This is a genomic window from Meridianimarinicoccus zhengii (assembly GCF_003254465.1).
GTDB classification, from domain to species: Bacteria; Pseudomonadota; Alphaproteobacteria; order Rhodobacterales; family Rhodobacteraceae; genus Meridianimarinicoccus; species Meridianimarinicoccus zhengii.
This window is the reverse complement of the sequence record NZ_QDFI01000072.1, coordinates 1-20,710: the sequence shown is the minus strand read 5'-3', so window position 1 is coordinate 20,710 and position 20,710 is coordinate 1. Positions and strand designations below refer to the sequence as shown.

Here is a 20,710-nt window from a genome sequence, read left to right as displayed (position 1 = left end):
ACGCGTTGTAGCTGGACCAGTTCGTCGTGCGATAGCGGGCGGGAGATGGCTTGCTCATGCGAGCCGTGTAAACGCATGGATTCGCGTTGTGAATCCTCAGACGGCAGAGTTCTGCAACAACGCCGTGTCCTGCGCAGCGCGACGCAAAACATTGGATCGAAGCGGGAAGATTGGAATTCAGACCGTTTTCCGCTTGCCGCTCATTCCTTCGCGCCGCGAGACTTTTTCGTGACCGGAGTTGCATGAACTTTCTGTGTTTGACGCGATTCTTGAAGCTCTGCGCAATTCGGATAGGAGCCCGCGCATTTCGGATAGCTGAGCTGAAACCTCGTCGTTAACCTGGAGGTGGGATGCTTGGAGAACCTTCGCTCAATCGTGAAATCCTCGGGCCGACTGGTGAGGGTATGCCAATGAAATTGTTGAAAATTTTGCCGATTTTACAAGCGCTCCATCGACCTTTTGTCCGTTTCTCCGCCCTATTGGCAACACTCGCGTTGCTCCTAGCGACAGTGGAGACAAGCGCGCAGAATATCCGCACGGAACGCGTGTCCTTCTCCACGGGAACGTCCGGCACCGTCATCCGTGGAGAAATCTTTGGCGACGAAATCATCGACTATGTCCTGGGCGCCAGAGGCGGGCAGCGCATGGTGGTCGATCTCGCGGTCGACAATCCCAGCGCCTATTTCAACGTGCTGCCCGCCGACAACCCGGCTGCCATCCACATCGGGAATGTCGCCGGCAATCACTTCGACGACATTCTTCCCTCGAGCGGCGACTGGGTGATCCGCGTCTACCTGATGCGGTCTGCCGCGCGGCGGGACGAGCGAACCGGTTTCTCGCTGTCGGTGCATATCGGTGGTGCGGGCCATTCGGTCCAGGCGGCGGATTTTGCCGACGGGGATGCCGGCGGGCCAGACTATTGGCAGGTCACCGGTGTCTCGGGTGGCGATCATCTCAATGTCCGCAGCGGGCCCTCGACACGGCAATCGGTCATCGCGCGCGTCGTGAACGGGCAGGTCTTCCGGAACCTCGGTTGCCGCGGTACGGGCGATGACCGCTGGTGCCACGTGGAATCGGGCAACGGCCTGGTGTCGGGCTGGGTCGCCGGACGGTATCTTCGCGAGTCCGGAGCGCCATCGGGTCCGTCGCCGACGGTGCCGGCATCCGAATTCGCTAACGGAGAGGCGGGCGGCCCGGATTTCTGGGAAGTCTACGATGTGCCCGCCGGCGACTACCTGAACATGCGGACCGGACCGTCCACGAAATACAGCATCGTCGCACGCGTCGCGAACGGGCAGTCGCTGCGCAACCTAGGCTGCCGGCGCGAGGGGCAGACGCGCTGGTGCCACGTCCAGACGCCGGATGGAGCATACGACGCCTGGGTCTCGGGACGTTTCCTGCGCGAAGGTGCCGGGTCGGCGGCTTCCGGTCCGGGCGTGTTCGTGCCGTCGGGCAGCAGCGTGTCGCCAGATCTCTATATGCGTCCGACCGGCGAGGTCGAGGTCAGCTGGTCCGGCGGATTCACCGTTCTCTACAATCCGGCGGGGAACAAACTCCAGGCAGGAAGCACCTGCTCGGGCAACCAGATCGCCTTATCCGATGCAAGCGTCGCGCGGTTTCATCGCTAGAAATGTTGAAGGCGTGGCAACGATCATGAAACCAAGGAGAACCAGAAAATGAAACATATCGTGGCCTCTGCCGTTATCGCGCTCACCTGCACCGCCTGTGTTGAAACCAGCGGCAGCAGCAGCGTGCAGACCGGTTCCGGCAATGACACCGCGGAGGGATCGGTTCGCGGAAGCGTGAGCGCGCGTTCGGGCGGCGGCTACACCTTCGTGCTGACTCGGGGCAGTACGGTCTGCACCGCTGTGTTCGAGGATGTCGCCGCCGCGGGAGCGACCGAGCTCTCGGATCTGGATTGCAGCGGTGGAAATGAGGGCACGGCGACCGTCGTCTACGGCCCGGATGCGACACCCGACCGGGTCATCTATGCTGTCGACGGCCTCGGAGGCGGCACCGTTGATTTGTGAGGTCCTGTCTTGGAGCGACTCTCTAGCTCGGCCAATGATCTCAGGAGGATCACCATCATGAAAAGTCCTTTCGGCCATCGACGCTCCGGCCTGCACGCCGCAGCTGTCGCCTGCCTCCTCGCAGCCACGCCCGCCGCGTCGCAAGACATGTCCGAAGAGGACAAGCAGAAACTCGAGGCTTTTCTCGAGTTTCAATCCAATCTGCCGACCTTCCTGCCCACCGTGAACCTGATCGACGCCGATGCGCTGCCGATCACCTTCCCGTTTCGTATGGTAGGAGAACAGATCGTCGTCGATGTCGATTTCGGTGACGGCGTCGCGCGGCCCTTCATGCTGGATACCGGCGCACCGACCTTCGTGACGGAAAAGATCGGCGATGCGCATGGCGGCGAGGTGGTCACCGAGATGGTGACCATCGCCGGGGGCGGTGTCATCGAATGGTCACCCATGGTGAAGTTTCCCTCCGTCACCATAGGTGGGGCACTCAGGATCACCGACGTCACGGGTGGGGTCAACTGGGCAACCGAGGGGCCGTTCTACTGCATCACGCGCAACGGACTTATCGGATCGCAGGCCATGCGCAATGCGGTCTGGCAGATCCACTACGGAAACGAAGAGATCACCGTGGCCGCGACTGTCGACCAGATCGACCACATCGCCGATGCCATCGTACTTCCGTTCACGATCAAGGAGGACGGGCTCTCGCCAACGCCATGGGTTGAATTGGGCTTGGGCAACGGCAAGCTTGTGTTCATCGTCGACACCGGCGGCGGCGTTCCCTTGACGATCAACGCCGACGCCCTCGAAAAGGTCGGGCTCAGTTTACCCGAGGATGCGCCTGTGGCCGCCGGCATCTCCAGCGGCGCGGGGGGCGATTTCGACACGGCGTTGGCCGGGCTCACGGTTCCGATGATGTTCGGCGACACCGCGCTTCTTACGACCGCAGTCGTGGGTGACGGCCTCGCACCGACCACCGATGGCAACATGGGCGCGTCGTTCCTGAAGAATTTTGTCGTGACGTTAGATTGGTCGACCCAGACGATGTATCTTGACCCGTTGTTCGAGGGCGACCGCGTGCCGCTTCCGGGCGCGGCTTCGGTCGGAGTCGGCTTCCGCGGCGATGACCTCGCCGTGACATCGATCGCGAAAGGCGGGCCGGCGGACGAGGCGGGCCTGACCTTGGGCGAGGTCGTTACCGCGATCGACGGAACTGATGTGACCGACATTTCTGCCGACGCGTTCTGCGAGTTGAGGAAAGCGCCGTTCGAGACGGTCACGACGGCGTCCGGCCAAAGCTACGATGCCGGCATGCTCGAAGGGTTCTTCGACAGCCCGGAGTAGATCGCACGCCTGTCCGGGCCCTGCGTTCCGGACAACGCGACACGCTTCGCAAGGGACACGGACAATGACGCCCGACCAGATCATCGCCGCAATCGGCCTACTAATGGCCGAACCCGATCCGGCCTTCGACACGCTGCGCGCGGGCGGCTTCGATCCGCGTTATCCCGTCGCCGTCGATGCCTGCCCGGAGACAACTTCCCCGCTCGACATCGAGGGTCAGACGATCATCTGCGGAACGGTCAGCGTGCCAGAGAATTACGACGCGCCTGACGGTCGGCGCATCCCGTTGGAGTTCGCGCTCGGGCGGGCACATTCGACCAACCCTTTCGACGATGCCATCGTCTATCTGCATGGCGGACCGGCTGGGGGTGCGTTGTCCGCGATCGGTGCCTCGACCGACATCATTCTGGGCGATCACCGGCCGCATCGCGACGTGGTGACCTTCGACCAGCGCGCCTCGATGCTCTCGTCGACCACGATCCGCTGCAACGCGACGATGGCGGAGAACATCGTGGGCCTGGTCCGCACCGTGGAGAATGCGCCGACACCCGAAGGCGAGGAGCCGTTCGATCTCGGTGCGTTCTTCAAGCCCTGCATCGACGAGCTCTATGCCAGTGGCGCCGACCTGCCCGCCTACAACACCGAGAACAACGCCCGCGACGTCCGCGCGCTGATGTCTGCGCTCGGCTATCCGGAATACAACATCTTCGGGATATCCTATGGCACCCGCCTCGCGCTGGAGGTGCTGCGCACCGCGCCCGAGGGCGTGCGGTCGGTCATCATCGACGGCGTCGCCCCGCCGAACGTTCATCTCTATGATGATCTGTTCGGCCCCCATGCCGATTCCATCGAAGCGCTCTTCGATCAATGCGCCGCGCAGTCGGCCTGCGCCGAGGCCTATCCCGATCTCCGACAGACGTTCATCGACCTGGACACGGTCCTGACCGAAACGCCGATCCCCGCGGCGCGCGGCATGCCGACCATCGATGCCGATCTTTTCTACAACACCATCAACCAGCGCACCAAGCTCAGCGAAACCTGGGTCAAGGACCTGACCAGGTATCTGCCGCGTATCATCCATGAGCTGGCCGAGGGCGACCCCACCACTTTCGACTGGTATATGTCGACCTACGGCAAGAACGCCGGCGCCCCGCAAAGCGCGGCGGCGCTGCTGGGCCCGGCTGGCGCCACTCTCGGCGGGGACGAACGCGCGCTGGCCCTCTCGGTTCTCGAATCCGCGCAGAGCATGTCGGACCAGGCCGAAGGCGTCGCGGCGGTGATGGCCCAGCTCAAGCACGATCTCGTCGCGGGCACGGTGGCGGTTTCGGTGGCCGAAGCCTTCGACCAGCGGGCGTCAGAGGCGTTGCGGGAACTCTCCCAAGACGAGATTCCGGCTGCCGTTCAGGGCTATGCCCGGATGCAAGCGGGCGAACCGTCCCGTGCCGCCATCGGCTATTGGATCCTCGCGCATTTCCATGGACCCGACCAGACAGAGCTGATGAGCTTGGTCAATGCGATGAGCGAGGACGACATCGCACGGACCTTCGACATAGCGAGTGTGGAAATGGATCAGTACGAGGGTACCATCGAAAACCTGATGGGGCTTCGCATCTATGCCTGCCAGGAGGACTTCCCCTTCAATTCCCGAGAGAATGGCGCGAAGCTCGTGTCGGAGTTTCCCTATGATGTGATCGCCGGAGAGGAAGGGCGGGCGGCGCTGGAAAGCATCTACACCGTATGCGACCTTTTCGAGCCGGCCCCCCGGGAGGGGTTCCAGACGCCTGTCGTCTCGGATGTCCCGGTGCTCGTCGCCGGCGGAACGAACGACACCCAGACCTCGTGGAAATGGTCTCATCTAGCTGCGGAAACGCTCGGCACTTCCCAGGTCGTGATCTATCCCAACTCTGGACATGGCGCGTCGCTCTACTCGAAATGCGGACGCGACATCAACGCTAAGTTCATCCTGGACCCGGGTGCGGAGCTGGACCTGTCCTGTGTCGAAACCCTGACTCCGCAGTTCGAGCTTCCAGACGCAACACTTCCCTAGGCGGTGGTGGTCGGAAGCAAGCAAGCGGTGCTCATTTACAAGTTTTCAAACCAAGGAACGGAGAAATGCGGAACATGAAAATCACCATAAAAAATTGCGCCGGCCTTGTCGGCATCGCAATCCTTGCCGGATGTGTCGAAACCAGCGAGACGGCGCCTGCACAAGTGCAGCCCGCGGTCGGCAGTTCGACGGACATCTCGTCATTCCAGGGCGCACGTGCCGGACAGGCCGAGAATGGCCTTCAGAATCTGGGCTACGAGCTTGCTCGTACCGAAGGACTGACAGCCTACTGGTCCAATCGGGACACGGGCGCCTGCGCCCGCATCGTTTCCGCCGACGGTCGCTACGAGTCCGTGACCATGGTTCCTTCGGGAATTTGCTGACAATGGCGCGAGCGGGACGCCATTGCAAAGCCGCATCGCTCGCAGTCGCGGCGGGTGTGAAACGGGTTGACGGCACCGATGTTCAGGTTGCGTCGCGTGGGTCAGGTGAATGCTGACCCGCCGTCGTCTCCTCGCCGCAAGTGCCGCGACGCTCGCGGCAACCCGCCTCGGAACGGCGGAAGAAGCCCGGATCGACATTGCGAACATGCTTCCGGGCGACTTCACCTGGCGCCCGGAGCGTTCTCCGCAAGGGGCGGTTGCCGTGATCGCGTCGATCCCCGAGCAGCGGGTGCACGTCTATCGCAATGGTGTCCGGATCGCCGTATCCACCTGTTCGACCGGAAAGAGCGGGCACGAGACCCCGACCGGTGTTTTCACCATCCTGCAGAAAGATGCCGACCATCGGTCCTCGACCTATGGCGGGGCGCCGATGCCCAACATGAACAGATTGACATGGGACGGAATTGCTCTCCATGCCGGAAACCTGCCGGGGTACCCTGCATCGCACGGGTGCGTGCGACTGCCGATGGAATTCTCGCGGTTGCTCTTCACGGTCACGCATATCGGATCGCCCGTGATTATCTCCGGTGCCAACAACGACCCGTGGGACCTCGTGCACCCCGGACTTGTTCTGCAGACCTTCGCCGAACAGGAACTCGAGACGGCCGTTGAGAGCCTCGAGGCGCGCTCCCATCCGTCGGACTGGATCAACGAACAGCCTTACCCGATCACCACCGTACTGGCGACCGCAGCAGACCGGCGCCTGATCGTGATGGAGGACGGGCGCGAGGTCATGGAAGACGAGATCGCGATCCCCGATGGGCGCCCATTGGGTGAACATGTGCTCGTGTTGAAGGAACGGCGGGACGGCGGTCTGGGCTGGATGGGGGTCACGCATCATCCCGATCCTACGCACCCGCTTTGGCCCGAGGAACAGGTTCTAAACCGGCTGCGTCTGTCTTTCCGGGCGAATGCCCATATTGCCGAACGCTTGCACCCAGGGATGACTTTCGTCGTATCCGATCTCGCCGCGACACCGGACCGACAGTCCGGCGAAAATTTCGTGATACTGACGGGCGAGCAACTCACGTCGCCTCGCCCGCCGCAGCGCCTTGTAGGTCCATGAGACTGCTCGCGGCCCTTCTGTCCTCACTCGCCATGTCGGGCGCGTCCCTGGCGCAGTCCGGCGGTCAGGACCCCGATACTCATCTCCCGGACACGGACTTCGTCGTCGTCGATATCGACGGAGCCGTGAACATGCGGGCGGGACCGACCACGGACGCAGACCGGTTGCAGCGCCTGGCCGACGGCACGCTTCTGCGCCGCGTGACGTGCGAGGCCGGAAGGGATGAAAGCTGGTGCGAGGTCGAACTGGCGGACGGTAGCCTGGAGGGCTGGGTTGCCGCACGGTTTCTCGTGGCCTGGTATGGTGCCGATCCTTTCGCCCTCGAGAGTACTGCAATTCCGTCTGACCGCCGGATCGAAAACCGGGGCGAAGGAACCTATGCGGGCACATTGGAAAAGGGCGAAGTTCTTGACCTCATGCTGTCTCCTCCTGCCGACACCGTGGTCGGGGTCACCCTCAAGGCTGCCGCTGCCATCGGCACTTCGGTTTTTTCGCAGGATGCCGCGCCTCTCGCCTCCGGCCGCGGCACAAGCGAACTGGCGGTGCTGCTGCCCGAAGGCGGAAAACTTCTGATCCGAATAGCTGACATGGATGGCGATGGCGGCAACTGGAAACTGGATGTCGCATACGATTGACACTGGCAGCGACAGCCGGAACGTGGCGCCAGGGTCAGCTTCTCAATCCAGGCTGCTTTGGCTGGATATCGCGCGTTCCGTGGCGTTGCTTGGGATGATCGTATTTCATTTCACGCGTGACCTCGAGGTGTTCGGCTTCATCGCCTCCGGAACGACCCTGACAGGCGGTTGGGCGACCTTCGCGCGCCTCGTGGCCGGGAGCTTCTTGTTCCTCTCCGGCCTGAGCTTCGTTCTGGCACATCGGGGCGGTTTCAGGACAAGGGCCTGGGCGCGCCGTCTCGTCATCATCTGCGGAGCCGCCGGTCTCGTGACGATTGCCACGCTTGCCGTCTTTCCGACGCGCTTCATATATTTTGGCATATTGCACGCGATCGCAGCCGCCAGCCTGATCGGGGTGTTTTTCCTTCATGTCCCGGCCATGGCAGCGCTTTTCACCGGCCTTGCAGTTCTTGCGATCGATCGATTTGTCGGACCCGGCATATTGCAAAGCCAGTGGCTCGTCTGGACCGGGTTGAGCGTGGCGGCCCAGCCCTCGCTCGACTTCATCCCGCTCGTGCCTTGGCTTGCGCCGTTTCTGTTTGGCATGGCCCTGGCACGCTTGCTTCCCAGCGAATCTTCCAGGTCTAGTTGGTCGACGAAACCATGGCTTCGCATGGCAGCATGGCCCGGCCAGCACAGTCTGATGGTGTATCTGCTGCACCAGCCGCTTCTGCTCGGATTGGTCTGGGGCTCCGCGCAATTGCTAAGGTAGTGGCAAGGGAACTCCTCGGGGTCGCTTGGAAGCAACTCGAAACAGCCGGTATCCTGCGCATGCCGACGCGCCCGCCTCGTGCGAGAGTGATCCAGACCAGTCCCGGCTGGAGCCACAACCGCACAGTCCGTCCTGTTCTGTGGCTTATCCGAAAACGGCAAAGCCTTCGGACAATCGCTGATAAATCGCCAAAAGGCTTGCCGCAGCGATCGTCGCAGCCGCAATCGGCGCAACAAGGAGCCACCCGGCCAGCATTCTTGTTGCGTGTCGTAGCCCGGTCGTGTTGATCTGCCCGCGCAAGACAGCCTCTTCAGCGGCGATCCTGCGACAGGCCCGGCCAAGTGCCAGAACGATGATTGCCACGGCGACATAAGCAAATCCGACCACGACACTGACGACGACCGTCTGTGCGTTTCCGCGAGACAGCGCGCTCCCGATGATCAGCAGGGCATCCAGAAAACAGAGGGCCGCTCCCAGTCTGCAAACCAATGACAGAGCGCTTGTCATGGATGTAGGGGTCTTGGCCCCTGCGGCGCCTTAGTCATCATCAGGAACATGATCCCCGGCCTATGCCGCCACCGGAGAGCGGCGACGCAGTGCAACTGAACACAACGGAACCTGTTCAGAGCGAGCCTTCGCTGCCGGTATACATGACCCCGGCCACTTGACCCGAGGGGCTCGATTGGCAGGACCAAGGTGCGTCGGCGCCTGCGACGGTAGCCCGAACGCCGATACCGGCCTCTCCCTCGACGACGTCGAAAACTGCCACATCGGATACGGGACGGCCGGTCTCCTGCGCGATGGCGGCACGACAGGCGTTGGCGGCGGTGGAATTCAGATCTCCACCGGCGACAGCCGGCGTGACCGTGGAGCCTTCGTTTTCAACGCAGCCCGCGAGAAGGCTCAGGCCAATAAGGCCGAGCGTGGCATAGGTTCTCAAGTTCATTGCTTCTCTCTCTCTCTCTTGTTGGACCCGTGGTGTCATCTTCGGCGAACGTTCAACTGAGAAAAAGGGAAAACCTCGCATGACCTGTGACCTGCCCCCCGGAAAGTCCCTCACCGCGATGTAGAGTCTGCCCAACCTGAAGGAGCAGACGAGATGAGGAAAAGCCGTTTCACCGAGGCGCAGATTATCGGGATGCTCAAGGAGCAAGAGGCCGGGATGCCGACGGTCGAGATGTGCCGCAAACATGGGCTGAGCCCGGCGACGTTCTACAAGCTCAAGGCGAAGTATGGCGGAATGGACCTGTCCGATGCCAAGCGGCTGAGGGGAAATCCTCCCCGTTTTAACGGGGCGCGACTGTAGAACTTACGCGGTCATTTTCAGTTTCATGGCATGTGTAACCCCGCCGATACCCATGTTGGGGCGTTCGTTGTTGTAGGTCCATAGCCATTCGGTGGCGATCTGCTGCACCTCCTCGATGGTTTCGAAGATGTAGAGGTCCAGCCATTCATGCCGGACCGTCCGGTTGTAGCGCTCGACATAAGCGTTCTGCTGTGGCTTGCCGGGCTGGACGTAGGTCAGGGCGATGCCTTGCTTCTCGGCCCAGGTCATGAGCGTTGAACTGACGTATTCGGGGCCGGTAACCGTTCCGCTGGTTCTCCCGGTCCGGGCTGCGCTCGCCGTGGCCCCCACCGCACACGGCGGCCACTTCGATATCCATCAGCCGCTGCGCGGCATCCTGGATCAGCTCCCGCAGGAAATCCGCGTCATCGCTCTTGGCGATCACGCCCGGAAGGTCGATCATGGTCTCGGTCATCGTGCTTTCCTTCGTTGTCGTCGGCTTGAACAACCTCAGACTACGAAGAAGCGGGGTGGTCGCCAGACAGGCCCCGCGCTGCGCTACCCCGAATGGCTCCGCGCGCGGCCGTCTACACCACCCGGTGGGAAACTACCAATGGCAAAAGAATACATTGTGCGAGATCGGTCGAAATGGCGACCCCGGCAGGACTCGAACCTGCAACCTGCCCCTTAGGAGGGATTCATTCATTTTCCTGATCTTTCTTTGTTTTTCTGTGCTTACGCTTCTTAACCGGGGCCACCTGTGCATGGTTTGTACGAAACCGCGCCCTGACTGCAGCCTCGTCTGTCTCTGCATGGGCGTAAATTCGCATCGGCAATGTGGCGTCTGACCATCGCCCTGCCTTGGCCGCCGTGACGGGATCGACCCCCTGCCGTACCACCAGTTCGGTGTAGAACCCGTGCCGCCCGGCGCGGTGGGCGGACAGGTAAGGAATGCCCGCGCGCTTGCAGATTGTTTTCCAGCGATTGTTGTAGCCGGTCGAGCTTCCGTATCCAAAGACGCGAGGCGACAGCACTTGCCCAGTCTTGAGGTTCTTGGGCCGCTTAGGCTTCAGCGCCACTAGCTCGGCCATCATCTGCGGCGAGACGGTGATCCACCCTTCAGGGTGACCCTTCTGTGCCTTGATCTTCACTTGGTAGGATGCTGGTCGCAGATCGCCCGGTTCGATCGAGATCGCTTGGTCAATCCGGGCCGCTGTCTCAAACATGAAACGGGCCAAGGCCGCGTTGTAAGGATCAGCCTCCGCGCAAAACGCCTCGATCCAGTCGCGCGTCGCTGGGGTGCGTTCGATGCGACTTGTCTTGCCACGCCGCTCGTCCTGCGCGATCCGCTCGAACTTGTCGTAGCGTTTGACCGTCAGATGCGGCGTCCCCTTGTGCTCATGCGCATGGTTGATGACTGCCCGCGCCGGGGTCACGATCTCGCGCCACCAGGTATCGGTGCAGGCATTCGGCTTCAGCTTGCGGCCAAGGCTTTTCAGCAGCGCGCCGGTAATCGCTCCCAGCGGCATATCCCCGATCAGGTCCAGGATCGGCAGAAGTTGCCGCGCATCTTTGGCGGTTGCCGGATAGAAGTTGACCGCATCAGCGAACCGCAGGCTATGCTCTTCCCCGACAAGGTGCCTGCGGATCTGCAGCTGCGTTTCGTCGTTTATCCAGTCCCGCGCGCCAGCTTCAGTAGTCGCTCGCGTGCTTTGGCGGTATGGACCGGCGATCGGTCGGCCATTGTACTCGACCCAGCCCTTGACCCAGAAGACGGAGCCACGCTTGTAGATTTCGAGCGGCATGCCTGTCCTTCCTCGAAGATGGTGTCAATTTGCGCGGGAGTGATCAGCATGGTCCGTCCCAGCCGGAAGAACGCGCCGGTGTCGTTGGCCTTCTCGCGCAGCGTCCGCTCCGAAATATCGATCCCGTGCGTGGCCATGATCTCGACCCACTGAGCGGGCGTCTTCCCGATGGTGAGGATCTGGGACTGCTCCGCATGTTCCGTGTTCATCATCGCCTCATCCTTTCCGGCCGCTGCGCGCAGTCTTTGGAGCAGCCGTGACGGTGAACTGCGAGACATACTTTTCCCACGCCCCGCTCGGGATCTTCGGGTTCCGCTTTCCGGGGGCGGTGAAGATGTGATCCAGCATGTCTTCGCGGATCAGATAGCGGATGTTGGACACTGGGATGCCCACCCGTTCGGCCAGTTCCTTTGGGGTTTCCAGCAGCTTTTCCATGCTTCGCCTCATCAAACCGTTTGCTTACAAACTGAGGCGGGGAAAATCGTTTTGCGTTCAGAATGAAACAAAACTACGCTGAATCTGCATGAATCAAGCGTGTCGCCATCGTTCGTATCTAACTTTGATATATTTGACTACGAATGAGGTCAACACAAATACAAACGAAAGTTGAACATGGCTGTATCGGGCCTTGGACATCGCCTTGCGGCAGTACGGAACATGGCGCGTCTCTCCCAAGAGGAGATGTCGCAGAAGCTTGGCATCAGCCGAAGCGCCTATCAGAACTACGAACGTGGCCAGCGAGATCTGACCGCGCAGTTGCTTTTGGAAATCTACGCGGCCTTCGACGTTGACCCCCTCTGGATGCTGGAGGGTGACACCGAAGACGGCAAGAACCGTCGGCATGAAGAGATCGCGGCGGCCTATCGCAAGATCGGGATAGCCGTAGAGCGGCGGATCATTGATCGCGACCTATCCGTGACCCCGGAAAAGAAATGGGATGCCATCGAATTCCTGTTCGATGAGTTCCTGAACACCGATGCCTTGGCCGCCGATGGCGGGGCACCGGATACCACGAGAATTGACAGTGTTTTGAGGCTTGTAAGCTGATGTTGGATCAAGAATTCCCCGATGATGTGATGAACCTGCGCCCGCGCAAATTGCGGCTTGGCCGGGATGTCGAACGTTTGCTGGAAGGTGTGTGCGGCACAGAAGAAGACTCCGGCAGGTCGCGCAACAAACAGGCCCTTCGCCCGAGCGCTGACAGTGCCAACGCGATCCGCTGTGCAGCCTGCGGGCAGGTCGAATACATAACCCGAGAACACTGCCGTTGCGGCCACTACCTCGTCGGCCAGATCGAAGACGAATACTTCGCCTACGAACGTGGCCTCGCCGATGCTCATGAACGTCTCTCGACGGCAGCGGAGCGCAAACTGAAACCGCTCAGGCTCGCAACACTGGCAGGCTTGCCTTTCATCGTCTGGCCCTTCCTCCACGCGTTCCTTTACGGCGCAACCGGACCGCTCACGATCTGGCTCTGGATGCTTCCCGGAATAGCCATTTACGGCCTCTTCGGCCTCATCCAGGCCATGATCAACGCGAAGCGCAACGCCAGCGCCCAAGAGCTGCAGGCCGCCACCTTCGAGCAGTTCCTGATCGACCGCGCGCCCGTAACAAGTACCTGAGTCCGCATGAGCAACGCCCCGCAGATCGATGCCTTCATCGCCCGCTGGAAAGACACCGGCGGCAGCGAGCATGCCAATTACCAGCTCTTCGTGATTGAGCTGACCGAATTGCTGGGCCTCGACCGGCCCAACCCGGCCACGGATGACGACAGCAACGACCATTACCGGTTCGAAAGGCCCGTCACCTTCGCCCATACGCACAAGCGCACCACGGGCTTCATCGATGCCTATCGCGCGGGGCATTTCGTGCTCGAAACCAAGCAGGGCGTGAATCAGAAAAAGAACCGCGCCGCCGATTTGGCCAAGGGCACCGCCGCGCGCAGCCAGAAGCGTATCGGCCACGGCGTCCGGGGCACCGCCGCATGGGACGACACCATGCTAAAGGCGCGCAATCAGGCCGATAACTACGCCCGCGCCGTCGCGCGCGAGGATGGCTGGCCGCCCTTCCTGATGATCGTCGACGTAGGTCATGTGATCGAGCTTTACGCCGACTTCTCGAAACAGGGGCAGGGCTACAACCAGTTCCCGGATGGCAATCGCTACCGGGTCTACCTCGAGGACCTGCGCAAGGACGAAATCCGCGATCTCCTCTGCACGATCTGGACCGATCCCTACAGCCTCGACCCCTCCCTCACAGCCGCCGAAGTCACGCGAGATATTGCCGCTCACCTTGCCGAATTGGGCAAGAGCTTTGAAGGCCAAGGGCACGACAGCAAGACGGTGGCCAGCTTCCTCATGCGCTGCCTCTTCTCGATGTTTTCAGAGGATGTCGAACTGATCCCGCGCGGCAGTTTCGAGGAATTACTGCAAAAGCTGCGCGGACACCCTCAAGATGCCGAGTATGCGCTATCTGGGCTGTGGCAGGCCATGGACAAAGGCGAATACGCCCACGCGCTTTTGACCAAAGTCAAACGGTTCAATGGCGGCCTATTCAAGGACCCGTCTGCGTTGCCGCTCAACAACCAGCAATTAGATCTTTTGATCGAAGCTGCCGAGGCCGACTGGAAACAGGTCGAACCGGCGATCTTCGGCACTCTCCTCGAACGCGCGCTCGATAAGCGCCAGCGCCACAAGCTGGGTGCGCATTACACGCCCCGCGCCTATGTGCAGCGGCTGGTCACGCCCACCATCATCGAACCCCTGCGCGAGGATTGGCGCGATGTACAGACCGCCGTCCAGCGCCTGACCGAGGATGGCAAGACCGACGAGGCGCTCAAGCTGGTCCGCGACTTCCACCATCAACTGTGCGAGACCACCGTGCTCGATCCCGCCTGTGGGTCGGGGAACTTCCTTTACGTCGCGCTTGAGATGATGAAGCGGCTGGAGGGTGAGGTCACATCGCTGATGATCGAACTGGGCGACACGCGCCCGCTGATCACGGTGGACCCGCACCAGTTTCTGGGGATCGAGCTGAACCCCTGGGCCGCCAATGTGGCCGAGTTGGTGCTGTGGATCGGCTACCTGCAATGGCACTACCGCACCTATGGCGCCGCCGCCCCGTCAGAGCCTGTGCTGCGCGACTTCAAGAACATCCGCAACGCTGATGCGGTGCTGGAATGGTCGGGCCGCACCCCGCGCATGGATGCGGATGGCAACCCCGTCACCCGCTGGGACGGCGTGACCACCATGCGCCATCCCGTGACGGGGGAGGAGGTGCCGGACCCCGCCGCGCGGGTGCAGGTCTATGACTATGCCAAGCCGAAACCGACCCAATGGCCCCGCGCGGAGTTCATTGTCGGCAACCCGCCCTTCATCGGGGCGTCACGCCTGCGGGACAATCTGGGCGATGGCTATGTCGAGGCGCTGTGGGCGGCCTATCCCAAGATGCCGCAAAGCGCCGATCTGGTCATGTTCTGGTGGGAAAAGGCGGCGCTCGCCGCACGGGCCTACGACGCGAAGAAGGGCAAGGGCACGCGCCGGTTCGGCCTGATCACCACCAATTCCCTGCGCCAGACCTTCAATCGACGCGTGCTGGAGCCGCATCTGAACGATCCGAAAAAGCCGCTCTCGCTGCTCTTCGCCATCCCGGATCACCCTTGGGTCGAGGCTCAAACTGGCGACGCAGCCGTTCGGATCGCCATGACGGTTGCCGGGGCAGGTAACCGGGCCGGGCGTCTGCTGACACTGGCGACGGAGAGCAAGGAGAAGAGCGAGGCGGATGGGCGTCTAGTTACATTCGATCATCAAGTCGGAAAGGTTTTTGCGAACTTACGAATTGGACCGGATGTACTGAGTGCAAAACCCCTAAGTTCGAATAAGGCCCTTGCATTCCGAGGAATTTACATGTTCGGAGCCGGGTTTTCAGTTTCCGAGGAGAAAGCTAAGTCGCTTGGCCTAGGTGATGAAATTGTTGTTGGCGAGCAGATCAAGCCTGTAGTTAATGGCCGTGATGTAGTTTCGGGTACCCAAAAGAATTTTGTGATCGACTTGCTTGGCTACGAAGAGGGCGAGGTCAGAAAGCGATTTCCCAAACTATTTCAGCACCTTTACGACACAACCAGATTGGAGCGCGCAGAGAACAACAACCAGTGGAGAAGAGAAAACTGGTGGGTGCTCGGTGATCCAGCTCGGAATATGCGTCCGGCAATGGCTGCGCTTGACAGCTTTTTTGTTACGCCCATGACAGCCAAGCATAGGTATTTCACCCGCCTAGAAAAACCTTTGATAGCAGATCAAGGGTGCATCTCATTTGCGTTTTCCGATGCCAATTTAATGGCGGTTATGAGTTCTAGAGCACACGTGGTCTGGGCGCTTGCCGCCGGTGCTCGACTGGGTGTCGGCAATGATCCACGCTACAATAACTCCCTTATTTTTGAACCTTTCCCCTTCCCCGACCTCACCGACGATCAGCGCACCCGCCTCCGCGCCCTTGGGGAAGAGCTCGACGCCCACCGCAAGCGCCAGCAGGCCGCGCACCCCAAGCTGACCCTGACCCAGATGTACAACGTGCTGGAAAAACTCCGCGCCGGGGAAACCATCGCGGGCAAGGACCGCGAGATTTACGATCAGGGCCTGATCGGCATCCTCAAGGACCTGCACGACCAGATCGACGCCGCCGTGGCCGAGGCCTATGGCTGGCCCGTGGACCTGAGTGACGAAGACATCCTCTTCCGCCTCGTCGCCCTGAACAAGGAACGCGCCGAGGAAGAAGCGCGCGGCCATATCCGCTGGCTCCGCCCCGACTACCAGAACCCCGAAGGCCGCGTTGCCGCGAAAGGCAAGACCAAGGACATGGACCTCGGCGTCACGGCAAAGGTCGAAAAAGCCCCCTGGCCCAAAACCCTTCCCGACCAGATCGCCGCCGTCCGCGAGGCGCTCACCGAAATGGGCGAAGCCACCCCCGACCAAATCGCCCGACGGTTCATGCGAGCGCGGACGACCAGCGTGAAGCCATTGTTGGATAGCTTGGCGGCACTGGGACAGGCCGAGAAGGTTGAAGAGGGGAGGTATGCGGCGTGACCGGAAACATTCCGCCTCTGCCTGTCGAGCGTTTGCTTGATGAAGAACTCCTTAGAAATGCGCAAAGGGCATCCGGCTTGGAACGGGTGGCCTTCTTGGCCGGGCCGTTCATTAGAACAGACAAAGCACCTCGAAAGAGCTCGCGCAACACCGCCGCGGTGTTGCGCTATTTCCTTTTCCACAAGCTCACGAACGCTGGCTGGCAAGTAACGCTGGGCGAGTATGAGAAATTGATTGGTGCAACTGCACCATTACTTGGCGATCAAAACAATGCAGCCCTGGCCGAGTTCGATCACGCAAAATCGCGCAGAACCGACGCCGTAGTAATGCTGCCAAGCAGCCCCGGAAGCTTCCTTGAACTTGGATCGTTTTGCCATGACGAAGATATTTGCAGGAAGATGCTGGTCATCGTCGATGCCCAGTATCAAACCCATGAAAACTATATGAACACAGGGCCCATCATTGAGGCACGAGAGAACGGCGCCAGCGTCGAATTCATTGACTACGCGGACAAAGACCTTTGCTGGACCCACGTTGAGCCTTTTGTAACCGCTCGCGCCAGGAGAAGAGCCGCCAGAAGGATAACTGGACGATGAAAACCATTGACCCGCTCTTTGCCTACCTTTCGATCTTGGCTGTTATTCAGCCCGCGAGAATTCAGGATATCGAAGAATTCTCGTCCAAACTTCTGGGGAAGGAGCTTTCCAACTGGCTAAGTGAAAACGAAAAACTGCGCGAAGCGCACTTGGACGCCAGAGAGAATGGTTTGGTCACGGCGGTTAGGCGCGGTGTGTATTTCATGACACCTACGGGCAAGCAGGTTGTGCGTCGTGAAGGCCTTGAGCGCTCCATCGACAACCGGCGTTTGTTCTTGATGAAAGCCCAGCGTAGGAGGTACAAGTAATGTGCGAGTTGGTATCGCGTTCAGCTTGTTCGCTGCTTCGGCGAGCCGTTGTTCAGGTTTGGTTTGAAGGGGCTCGCGGCCTAAGTCCAAGAGGCATTTTGCCCAAGGTCTCGGCCAAAATGCCTCTTGGACTTAGGCCGCGCGCTCAAGGCAGTCTTCGCTTCAGAGACTGGAAGTTGCTGTAGATGCCAACTCGCTCATACTACTTCCCCAAAGACTTTGCGCACCTAGAGGAAATCCTTCGGGCGGAACCAGGTAATTTTCCTGACGACGAAACTGCGCGCTTCCGAGAGCTTGGGCTACCGCCCATACCGACCACGGGAGCATTGCCGCTGTTCCTCGGAATCAGCCCGAAGACTATTTTCTCAATCCGCCGTCGGCCCAGGAAACACTATCGTTCTTTTCCTTTGAAGAAGAAGGATGGCACCAAGCGCGACATCGATACACCACGGACCTACCTCAAGGTCATCCAGTGGTGGATCTTGGACAACATCCTGAACCATGTGGAGATCGCTGAGAACGTCTTCGGTTTTGTGGCTGGGCGAAGCGCGGTCCAGAATGCCAAGTACCATCTTGGCGCAAAGCATGTGCTCAATGTCGATATCCGGCAGTTCTTCCCATCGATCACGATTGACCAGGTGCGTGAAATCTTCGTCTCGCTCGGCTACAAGGAAGATGTAGCGGAAATGTTGGCAGAGTTGTGCTGCCTAGATGACCGTGTACCGCAAGGCGCGCCGACAAGCCCGGCAATTGCCAATTTGGTTCTACGCGGACTGGATGAGCAGCTGTCACGTTTGGCCGACGAGGCAGGCCACCGATACTCGCGATATGCGGACGATCTGACTTTCAGCTCACAGCAACGAATTGAGCCGGCATTTCTCGATTCAGTGCAGCAAGAAGTTGAACAAGCAGGGTTCGAGCTGAAGCCGGAGAAAACCAGGTTTTCTGGATTCGAAGGACGGATGGAGGTCACGGGTGTTGTCATCAACGACAAGATGCAGCCATCTCGCGTTTGGCGTAAACGCACCAGAGCCAAACTTCACCGCTTCAGTCAAGCTACGAGGTTAACACGACGCGAACTGGCTTATCTGCAAGGGATTCTAGGTATGGCAGCTCAGTTTCCCGAAAGTATTCAGATGCTCAAACTTTCGAAGGATGCTGCTGGGCTTATTGAAGCGAAATCGCATACTGTTGTTGGAAGGGGGGAAAGCCCGGTCTTGCCTAGTGGGCTAACCTTAAGACAAGCAGAGGTGCTAGCTCAGCTTGCGCCAAAAAGAACAAACATCGAAATTGCAATGCGGTTGGGGACTACTGAATCTGCCGTTAAGAAGAGGCTTCAAGGGGCTTTCAGGAAGATCGATGTCACTGAGCGGCATACCGCCGAACGGTGGGCATCGGAGAATTTATAGCGCTCAGAATGCAAGAAAATTGGACCGCGTTCTTTACGAACACCAATTCACCTCTCGGAGAAATATGTGAATACGCAACGTGATATAGACTTAATAAATGAGTTGCGCTCTCACCCCGTGGAGACTCCGTGGCTGGAGTTCAAGAGCAATTTGTCTGACGAAGTTAAGATCGGCAAATTAATCTCCGCTCTTTCAAACTCAGCTCGGCTGGAAGGTAAAGATCAGGCCTTTCTGGTTTGGGGAATAGAGGACCGCTCCCACAACGTTATCGGTACGTCTTTCGACCCGTTCTCGAAACAGGTCGGCAATCAGGTATTCGAACTGTGGTTGCGTCAAAGACTCAGTCCTGCTCCAGCGTTGAACTTTCGATCTGTTGCACATCCGGACGGAAATGTTGTCTTGTTGGAAATTCCTGCTCCGACGATGGCACCGATAAGTTTTGAAAGCGTTCCATATATTCGCATAGGTAGTGCGACACCGAAGCTCTCTGACGATGCTAGCCGATATCAGGCATTGATTGAGAAGATGCGGCCTTACACTTGGGAACAAGGCATTGCTGTGAACTATTTGTCTTCTGACGACGTACTGCGATTGCTGGACTACCCATCTTACTTCTCGCTTACGCGCCAACAACTGCCAACTAATCGCGATGACATTCTAGAAAAGCTCTCGCGTGAGCGACTTATTCAGAAAGACGTAGGCAGTCGCTGGAACATTACAAACTTGGGTGCCATCTTGTTTGCAATTGATCTCAGAGAGTTTGGGGGCAGTCTTGAGCGAAAAGCTGTTCGCTTTGTTCGCTATAATGGCATTGATCGGACGGCGGTTGTTTCGCATCGCCGAGACGGTCAGAAGGGCTATGCGTCTGGTTTCGAGGGGCTTCTTTCGTATATCAATGGCTTGCTCCCGCAGAATGAGCTTATCGGACAAGCCCTTCGGGAAGAGCATCCTTTGTTTCCGCAACTATCGATCCGTGAACTTGTGGCCAATGCCCTAATTCACCAAGACATGACCATTACCGGGGCGGGACCACAAATTGAGCTGTTTGAGGACCGTATCGAAATCACGAACCCAGGCGCACCCCTTGTTGATACTGATCGCATGATTGATCTACCGCCGCGCTCCCGGAATGAGTCCTTGGCCTCGCTTATGAGGCGAATGGGTATGTGTGAAGAACAGGGAAGCGGCTTGGACAAGGTGTTCCGGGAGGTTGAGGTCTTCCAGCTGCCAGCACCTTTATTGAAGGCCAATGAAACGTCAATGCAAGTGGTCATGTATGGACCCAGAACCTTCGCGGAAATGAGCGGTGAGGAACGAGTTCGTGCATGTTATTTTCATGCTGTTTTACAGTTTATGGCTGGTGAACGCATGAAGAACACAACCCTCTGCCAGAGGTTTGGAATTGATACCCGAAATGCAGCGCAAGCTTCGGGGGTCTTGAAGAGGGCCTTGGAGGCAGGACTTATCAAGTACGCGGACGAGGACCACCCACGCGCTGGTTACCATCCTTGGTGGGCGTAGTTTCTTGATCCATTCTTGATTTTTCATCTGTATGACTTGATGATACCTCGGATAGCATGAGCAAAATCAATTGCTTGGCTACGTTTTCAGGCTGCTGGATTTCTTGATCGTGTCTTGATCTTGAACAGCAAAATCAGCTTGAGCAACACTGACACAGCTCCGTCTGCACAAAATGTGGGTGGTCCGGAGGCTGAGCCACTAAATCTAGGCGCTGTCGCTCTTGTCCCTTTCTTGATCGTCTCTTCCAAGACAAGCGAAAGAACCGTTTTGAGGATCAGGCACCGTTGTTCTCAATCCCTCCAACGCCTTGTCGACCTCGCGCGCCTTCTTGGTTCGCCCTGAACAATTCCTAACCTACTGATTCTCAGCGCAGATCACGCTGGAGCGCTGGT

At 59.4% G+C, this 20,710-nt stretch carries 19 protein-coding genes and 3 pseudogenes; 16 read left to right on the top strand and 6 right to left on the bottom strand.

Annotation, left to right across the window (positions count from 1 at the left end; genetic code table 11):
- Positions 1–410: 410 nt before the first annotated feature.
- The 8 genes from DDE13_RS18050 (at position 411) to DDE13_RS18015 (ending at position 8,313) form a co-directional block, all read left to right on the top strand.
- On the top strand, positions 411–1,628 hold the full coding sequence (locus DDE13_RS18050) for an SH3 domain-containing protein (protein ID WP_162631080.1): 1,218 nt from the start codon (positions 411–413) through the stop codon (positions 1,626–1,628).
- A gap of 48 nt (positions 1,629–1,676) precedes the next feature.
- The gene (locus DDE13_RS18045) at positions 1,677–2,030 is read left to right on the top strand and encodes a hypothetical protein (RefSeq protein ID WP_111405647.1); all 354 of its coding nucleotides are present in this window, start codon (positions 1,677–1,679) and stop codon (positions 2,028–2,030) included.
- 9 nt (positions 2,031–2,039) lie between these two features.
- Positions 2,040–3,371 carry a PDZ domain-containing protein gene (locus DDE13_RS18040; RefSeq protein WP_162631079.1) on the top strand — a complete coding sequence of 444 codons (1,332 nt, stop codon included), beginning with the start codon at positions 2,040–2,042 and terminating at the stop codon, positions 3,369–3,371.
- A 64-nt stretch (positions 3,372–3,435) separates the two neighbouring features.
- Positions 3,436–5,418, top strand: a complete 1,983-nt coding sequence (locus DDE13_RS18035; RefSeq protein ID WP_111405645.1) for an alpha/beta fold hydrolase — start codon at positions 3,436–3,438, stop codon at positions 5,416–5,418.
- 74 nt (positions 5,419–5,492) lie between these two features.
- Entirely contained in the window at positions 5,493–5,801 is a 309-nt protein-coding gene (locus tag DDE13_RS18030; RefSeq protein ID WP_111405649.1) for a hypothetical protein, read from the top strand.
- Positions 5,802–5,910: 109 nt separating this feature from the next.
- On the top strand, positions 5,911–6,927 hold the full coding sequence (locus DDE13_RS18025; RefSeq protein ID WP_111405644.1) for a L,D-transpeptidase: 1,017 nt from the start codon (positions 5,911–5,913) through the stop codon (positions 6,925–6,927).
- Between the two features lie 32 nt (positions 6,928–6,959).
- Positions 6,960–7,562 (top strand): SH3 domain-containing protein, encoded by a 603-nt coding sequence (locus tag DDE13_RS18020; protein ID WP_162631078.1) that lies wholly within the window; start codon positions 6,960–6,962, stop codon positions 7,560–7,562.
- Positions 7,546–8,313: a heparan-alpha-glucosaminide N-acetyltransferase gene (locus DDE13_RS18015; protein WP_111405642.1), complete on the top strand. Its 768-nt coding sequence runs from the start codon at positions 7,546–7,548 to the stop codon at positions 8,311–8,313. Before DDE13_RS18020 ends, DDE13_RS18015 begins: the two co-directional genes overlap by 17 nt.
- Before the next feature lie 144 nt (positions 8,314–8,457).
- Here DDE13_RS18015 and DDE13_RS18010 read toward each other — a convergent pair whose 3' ends face one another.
- On the bottom strand, positions 8,458–8,820 hold the full coding sequence (locus tag DDE13_RS18010) for a hypothetical protein (protein WP_162631077.1): 363 nt from the start codon (positions 8,818–8,820) through the stop codon (positions 8,458–8,460).
- Between the two features lie 115 nt (positions 8,821–8,935).
- Positions 8,936–9,259, bottom strand: a complete 324-nt coding sequence (locus tag DDE13_RS18005) for a hypothetical protein (RefSeq protein WP_111405640.1) — start codon at positions 9,257–9,259, stop codon at positions 8,936–8,938.
- Between the two features lie 153 nt (positions 9,260–9,412).
- Here DDE13_RS18005 and DDE13_RS18000 point away from each other — a divergent pair.
- Positions 9,413–9,583: pseudogene (locus DDE13_RS18000) on the top strand (transposase); the annotation flags it as partial.
- A gap of 39 nt (positions 9,584–9,622) precedes the next feature.
- Here the strand turns inward: DDE13_RS18000 and DDE13_RS17995 are convergent.
- The 4 genes and pseudogenes from DDE13_RS17995 to DDE13_RS17980 all read right to left on the bottom strand — a co-directional run.
- Positions 9,623–9,895: pseudogene (locus DDE13_RS17995) on the bottom strand (integrase core domain-containing protein); the annotation flags it as partial.
- A gap of 52 nt (positions 9,896–9,947) precedes the next feature.
- Positions 9,948–10,061, bottom strand: a pseudogene (locus DDE13_RS23740) (hypothetical protein); the annotation flags it as partial.
- A gap of 235 nt (positions 10,062–10,296) precedes the next feature.
- Positions 10,297–11,403, bottom strand: coding sequence for a tyrosine-type recombinase/integrase (locus DDE13_RS17985; RefSeq protein ID WP_111405639.1), 1,107 nt, complete (start codon positions 11,401–11,403; stop codon positions 10,297–10,299).
- A gap of 216 nt (positions 11,404–11,619) precedes the next feature.
- Positions 11,620–11,838, bottom strand: coding sequence for a hypothetical protein (locus DDE13_RS17980; protein WP_111405638.1), 219 nt, complete (start codon positions 11,836–11,838; stop codon positions 11,620–11,622).
- Positions 11,839–12,015: 177 nt separating this feature from the next.
- On the opposite strand from DDE13_RS17980, the gene DDE13_RS17975 reads away from it, so the two are divergent.
- From DDE13_RS17975 to DDE13_RS17945, 7 genes are all read left to right on the top strand, one after another.
- Positions 12,016–12,450: a helix-turn-helix domain-containing protein gene (locus DDE13_RS17975; RefSeq protein ID WP_111405637.1), complete on the top strand. Its 435-nt coding sequence runs from the start codon at positions 12,016–12,018 to the stop codon at positions 12,448–12,450.
- The gene (locus DDE13_RS17970) at positions 12,450–13,025 is read left to right on the top strand and encodes a hypothetical protein (RefSeq protein WP_111405636.1); all 576 of its coding nucleotides are present in this window, start codon (positions 12,450–12,452) and stop codon (positions 13,023–13,025) included. The genes DDE13_RS17975 and DDE13_RS17970 overlap by 1 nt, the downstream gene beginning before the upstream one ends.
- 6 nt (positions 13,026–13,031) lie before the next feature.
- Positions 13,032–16,484 carry a class I SAM-dependent DNA methyltransferase gene (locus DDE13_RS17965; protein WP_111405635.1) on the top strand — a complete coding sequence of 1,151 codons (3,453 nt, stop codon included), beginning with the start codon at positions 13,032–13,034 and terminating at the stop codon, positions 16,482–16,484.
- A complete protein-coding gene (locus tag DDE13_RS22990) occupies positions 16,481–17,080 on the top strand; it encodes a hypothetical protein (protein WP_162631075.1) in 600 nt (199 codons plus the stop codon). Before DDE13_RS17965 ends, DDE13_RS22990 begins: the two co-directional genes overlap by 4 nt.
- Positions 17,077–17,388 (top strand): hypothetical protein, encoded by a 312-nt coding sequence (locus tag DDE13_RS17955; RefSeq protein WP_111405633.1) that lies wholly within the window; start codon positions 17,077–17,079, stop codon positions 17,386–17,388. Before DDE13_RS22990 ends, DDE13_RS17955 begins: the two co-directional genes overlap by 4 nt.
- A 185-nt stretch (positions 17,389–17,573) precedes the next feature.
- A complete protein-coding gene (locus DDE13_RS17950; RefSeq protein ID WP_111405632.1) occupies positions 17,574–18,797 on the top strand; it encodes a retron St85 family RNA-directed DNA polymerase in 1,224 nt (407 codons plus the stop codon).
- A gap of 66 nt (positions 18,798–18,863) precedes the next feature.
- On the top strand, positions 18,864–20,318 hold the full coding sequence (locus DDE13_RS17945) for an ATP-binding protein (protein ID WP_111405631.1): 1,455 nt from the start codon (positions 18,864–18,866) through the stop codon (positions 20,316–20,318).
- Positions 20,319–20,710 lie beyond the last annotated feature (392 nt).

Bases quoted from the DNA above. Each gene is read 5' to 3' on its own strand.
- DDE13_RS18050 (WP_162631080.1), top strand. From the start codon at position 411: ATGAAATTGTTGAAAATTTTGCCGATTTTACAAGCGCTCCATCGACCT.
- DDE13_RS18045 (WP_111405647.1), top strand. From the start codon at position 1,677: ATGAAACATATCGTGGCCTCTGCCGTTATCGCGCTCACCTGCACCGCC.
- DDE13_RS18035 (WP_111405645.1), top strand. From the start codon at position 3,436: ATGACGCCCGACCAGATCATCGCCGCAATCGGCCTACTAATGGCCGAA.
- DDE13_RS18030 (WP_111405649.1), top strand. From the start codon at position 5,493: ATGAAAATCACCATAAAAAATTGCGCCGGCCTTGTCGGCATCGCAATC.
- DDE13_RS18025 (WP_111405644.1), top strand. From the start codon at position 5,911: ATGCTGACCCGCCGTCGTCTCCTCGCCGCAAGTGCCGCGACGCTCGCG.
- DDE13_RS18020 (WP_162631078.1), top strand. From the start codon at position 6,960: ATGTCGGGCGCGTCCCTGGCGCAGTCCGGCGGTCAGGACCCCGATACT.
- DDE13_RS18015 (WP_111405642.1), top strand. From the start codon at position 7,546: ATGTCGCATACGATTGACACTGGCAGCGACAGCCGGAACGTGGCGCCA.
- DDE13_RS18010 (WP_162631077.1), bottom strand. From the start codon at position 8,820: ATGACAAGCGCTCTGTCATTGGTTTGCAGACTGGGAGCGGCCCTCTGT.
- DDE13_RS18005 (WP_111405640.1), bottom strand. From the start codon at position 9,259: ATGAACTTGAGAACCTATGCCACGCTCGGCCTTATTGGCCTGAGCCTT.
- DDE13_RS17985 (WP_111405639.1), bottom strand. From the start codon at position 11,403: ATGCCGCTCGAAATCTACAAGCGTGGCTCCGTCTTCTGGGTCAAGGGC.
- DDE13_RS17980 (WP_111405638.1), bottom strand. From the start codon at position 11,838: ATGGAAAAGCTGCTGGAAACCCCAAAGGAACTGGCCGAACGGGTGGGC.
- DDE13_RS17975 (WP_111405637.1), top strand. From the start codon at position 12,016: ATGGCTGTATCGGGCCTTGGACATCGCCTTGCGGCAGTACGGAACATG.
- DDE13_RS17970 (WP_111405636.1), top strand. From the start codon at position 12,450: ATGTTGGATCAAGAATTCCCCGATGATGTGATGAACCTGCGCCCGCGC.
- DDE13_RS17965 (WP_111405635.1), top strand. From the start codon at position 13,032: ATGAGCAACGCCCCGCAGATCGATGCCTTCATCGCCCGCTGGAAAGAC.
- DDE13_RS17955 (WP_111405633.1), top strand. From the start codon at position 17,077: ATGAAAACCATTGACCCGCTCTTTGCCTACCTTTCGATCTTGGCTGTT.
- DDE13_RS17950 (WP_111405632.1), top strand. From the start codon at position 17,574: ATGCCAACTCGCTCATACTACTTCCCCAAAGACTTTGCGCACCTAGAG.